The organism is Sphingomonas sp. FUKUSWIS1 (assembly GCF_000733135.1).
Lineage (GTDB): Bacteria > Pseudomonadota > Alphaproteobacteria > Sphingomonadales > Sphingomonadaceae > Sphingomonas > Sphingomonas aerolata.
Map to the genome: position 1 here is coordinate 1 of NZ_JPJC01000022.1, position 3,924 is coordinate 3,924.

The 3,924-nt window shown below is 70.7% G+C and carries 2 protein-coding genes; both read left to right on the forward strand.

All coding sequences use genetic code 11. From position 1 onward, the window contains the following. Window positions 1-1,856, forward strand: a 1,856-nt coding sequence (locus sphsw_RS02500) for an ATP-binding cassette domain-containing protein (protein ID WP_042466371.1), incomplete at its 5' end; no start/stop codon positions are given. Beyond that, window positions 1,853-3,924: ATP-binding cassette domain-containing protein (locus sphsw_RS02505; protein WP_052380807.1), on the forward strand; the 2,072-nt coding region annotated here is incomplete at its 3' end. The genes sphsw_RS02500 and sphsw_RS02505, both read left to right, overlap by 4 nt.

Below are 3,924 nucleotides of genomic sequence, written 5' to 3' on the forward strand. Positions count from 1 at the left end.
TGGTGACCATCGCAGGCAGGCATACCGCCGCCGCGCCCGCCGCCGATCTTCCGCCCGAACTCGCCGCCGCGCTCGTCGAGCCGCCCGCCACGCCGCTCCGGACGCTGGTTGCGATGCTGCGGGCCGACGGCCTGGTCGCGCCGGCAGCACTGATGTTCGCCACGGCGCTCGCGGCGGGCGCGCTGATGCTCGAGGCGCTGCTGTTCCGCGGCCTGATCGACGTCGCGCAGCGGCTGCCGATGGGGCTGGACCGGCTGACCGCGGGAGTCGCGCTGCTCGTGTTCATCGCGGTGCTGCTCACGATCGAACTGGCGACGGGATCGGCGGCGCTGCGGATGGGACGGATGCTGGAAGTGCGGCTGCGGATAGCGCTGCTCGCAAAGGCGCCGCGGCTGGCCGATCGCTATTTCCAAAGCCGCCCGATCAGCGACATGGCGGACCGGAGCCACAATATTCACGGGATCCGCAATGTTCCCGGCATCGGTCTGCGCTTCGTCGAGACCGTGTTCGAACTCGCCCTGACCGCGCTCGCGATTGCGCTGATCGCCCCGGACAGCGGCCTTGCCGCAGCTGGCGTCGCGCTGCTGACGATCGCGATGCCGCTCGCGATCCAGCCGGTGCTCAACGAACGCGACCTGCGCGTCCGCAATCACGCAGGCGCGCTCCACGGCTTCTATCTCGACGCGATCCTTGGCCTCGCGCCGATCCGCGCACACGGCGCGCAGCGCGCGGTGGCGCGCCAGCACGAGGGGCTGCTCGTCGAATGGGCGCATGCGATGCGCAGTCTCGCGCGCACCGCGGTTAGGGCGGACGGCGCACAGGCTTTGATCGGCACCATGGCGGCGGCGGCGCTGGTCGCGAGCCATCTGTCGCGCGGGTCCGGTGTCGGCGGTGCGGACCTGTTGCTGGTGTTCTGGGCGCTGAAGCTTCCGGGCCTGGGATCGCGGCTTGCCGGGCACGCGCAAAGCTACCCGGGCCAGCGCAACGTCCTGCTCCGCCTCGTCGAGCCGCTCGATGCCCGGGAAGAGCCGATCGCCGGCCCGGCGCCGACCGGCGAGGGTCCCGTCGCGATCGCGTTCGATGCGGTCGATATCGTCGCAGGCGGGCATCCGATCCTGACCGGGCTCAGCGTCCGCATCGCGCCAGGCGAGCATGTCGCGATCGTCGGCACCTCGGGGGCGGGCAAGTCGACGCTGCTGGGCGTCCTGCTCGGCTGGCATCTGCCCGCGGCAGGAACGGTCACCGTCGATGGGGCACCGCTCTGCGCGGTGGCGTTGCGCGCGACGACTGCCTGGGTCGATCCGGCGATCCAGCTGTGGAACCGCTCGCTGCTCGACAACCTGCTCTACGCCGCGACCGACGACGCGATCGGTCAGGTCGGGCCCGTGATGGCGGCGGCGCGGCTGCGCGGGATCGCGCGCGCGCTGCCCGAAGGACTGCAGACGATGCTCGGCGAAGGCGGCGGACTGTTGTCGGGCGGCGAGGGACAGCGCGTCCGGTTCGGGCGGGCGCTGATGGTCGCCGATCCCAGGCTGGTGCTGCTCGACGAGCCATTTCGCGGGCTCGATCGTGGTCAGCGCGAGACGCTGCTCGCCGAAGCACGCGTGTGGTGGGCCGAGACGACGCTGCTGTGCGTCACCCATGATCTCGCGGAAACGCAGGCGTTCGATCGGGTCCTCGTGATCGAGGACGGGCGGCTGATCGAGGACGGCGCGCCGGCGGTGTTGGCCGCGGCCCCGTCGCGCTACCGCGACCTGCTCGACGCGGAAACCGCGGTGCAGGATGCGCTGCGCAAGGGCACGGCGTGGCGGCAACTGACAATGGTCGATGGCCTGGTCGTGGAGCGCGCACGATGACCGATCTCGCCCCCAATTGGTGGCCGCTTGCCCGGCTCGGCGAAGCGATCGAGGCGCTGGCGCTGGATGCCGGGCTGATCCGCGACCCGCCGACCGATCCGCTGGTCGTCCCCGCCGCCTTCGCGCTCGAGGACGTGCCAAGGTGGACAGAATGGGCGGCGGCGCGGCTGGGAGTGGAGGTGGTCGACGTCGAGACACCGGCCTCCGCGATCGACGCTGTGCTGGCAAGCGGCGGGCCCGCGATCCTGCTGGATGACACGGCGGAAGGCCCGGGTTTCTTCGCGCTCGCCGGCCGGCGACGCGGCGGCGTGCTGCTGCTCGATCGGCAGGCGCACCGTCGCCGCGTACCGATCGCTGCGCTGCGCGATCGCCTCGTCGAGCCGGTCGCGGCAGAACACCGCGCGGCGGTCGATGAACTGCTCGATCGCGCGATGATCCAGCCACGCCGTCGTCCGCGCGCCGCGGCCGCGCTGCTCCACGAACGGCTGCAGGCCGAACGGATCGGCGGGATCAGCCTGCTCCGTGCGCCTGCCTCCGCGCCGGTCTGGCGGCAGATGCGGCTGGACGGCGGTCTGCGTACGCTCGCGCTGATCGTCGCGGCATTCGTCGCACTCTACGTGCTGGAAATCGCAGGGTGGAAGGTGATCGGCGAAGGCGTTCTGGCGGGCAAGGTCGATTCCGGCTGGCTGCTCGGCTGGATGGTGATCCTGCTCACCGCCGTCGTTGCGCAGACCGCGAGCGCGTGGTGCGAGGCGAGCCTCGCGGTCGACCTCGGACGGATCATGAAGGCGCGGCTGCTCGCCGGCGCGCTCGCGTTGCGACCCGACGCGATCAAGCGCAGCGGTGTCGGCCAGATGATCGGTCGCGTGATCGAGGCGCAGGCGCTCGAAGCGCTCACCTTCAACGGCGGTATCGGGGTGCTGCTCGCGGGGATCGAACTCGTCTTCACCGCATGGGTCCTCGCCCATGGCGCAGCGCCGGCCGCGCATCTGACCCTGCTGGTCGGCTGGCTCGCGCTGACCGGGTTGCTTGGCTGGCGATATTTCGTGCGGATGCGACGGTGGTCGGGGGAGCGTCTGGACATGACCAACGCGCTTATCGAGGCGATGGTCGGACATCGGACCCGGTTGGCCCAGGACCGCGCTGCGCGCCGGGACGCGCAGGACGACGCGGTGGTGCAGCGCTATCTCACGACATCGGCGGCGATGGATCGCGCGAGCATTGTCGGCGTGACTGCGCTGCCATCGATCTGGCTGTTCGCGGGCATCGCCGCCCTCGTCCCGGCCTTTGCGGGACAGCCGGTGCCGTCGCCCGTGACGCTGGCGATAAGTCTGGGCGGGCTGCTTCTCGGCCAGCGCGCTTTTGGCGGGATCGCCGGCGGTTCGGCTGGACTTGCACGCGCCGCGATCGCCTGGTCGCGGGTGCGCGATCTCTTTGCCGCGTCGCGCGGCGGGGCGGTCACGGTGAACCGGCGAACCGACGGGATTGCGGACGAGGACCGGCCGTTGATCGAGGCCGAGGGGCTTATGTTTCGCTATCCCGGTGCCGATCGCCGGATCGTCGATCGCGCGAACCTGACGATCAGGCACGGTGAGAAAATCCTGCTCGACGGCGCGTCGGGCGGCGGAAAGTCCACACTGGCTGCATTGCTGACCGGACTGGAGACGCCGACATCGGGGTTGCTGCTACTCGACGGCCTCGACAAGGCGACGCGGGGCGACGCCTGGCACCGTCTGGCCGCCGCCGCGCCGCAGTTTCACGACAACCATATCCTGTCGGGATCGCTCGCCTTCAACCTGCTGATGGCGCGCAGCTGGCCGCCCACCTCCGCCGATCTCGCCGATGCGACGGAGCTCTGCGAGGAGCTTGGTCTGGGGGATCTGCTGTCGCGGATGCCGGGCGGGATCGAGCAACAGGTGGGCGAGACCGGCTGGCAGTTGTCGCATGGCGAGCGGAGCCGCATCTTCCTCGCGCGTGCGTTGCTGCAGCGCGCATCGCTCACGATTCTCGACGAGAGCTTCGCGTCGCTGGATCCACAGCGTCTTGGTCAATGCCTGGCCGCGGCGAT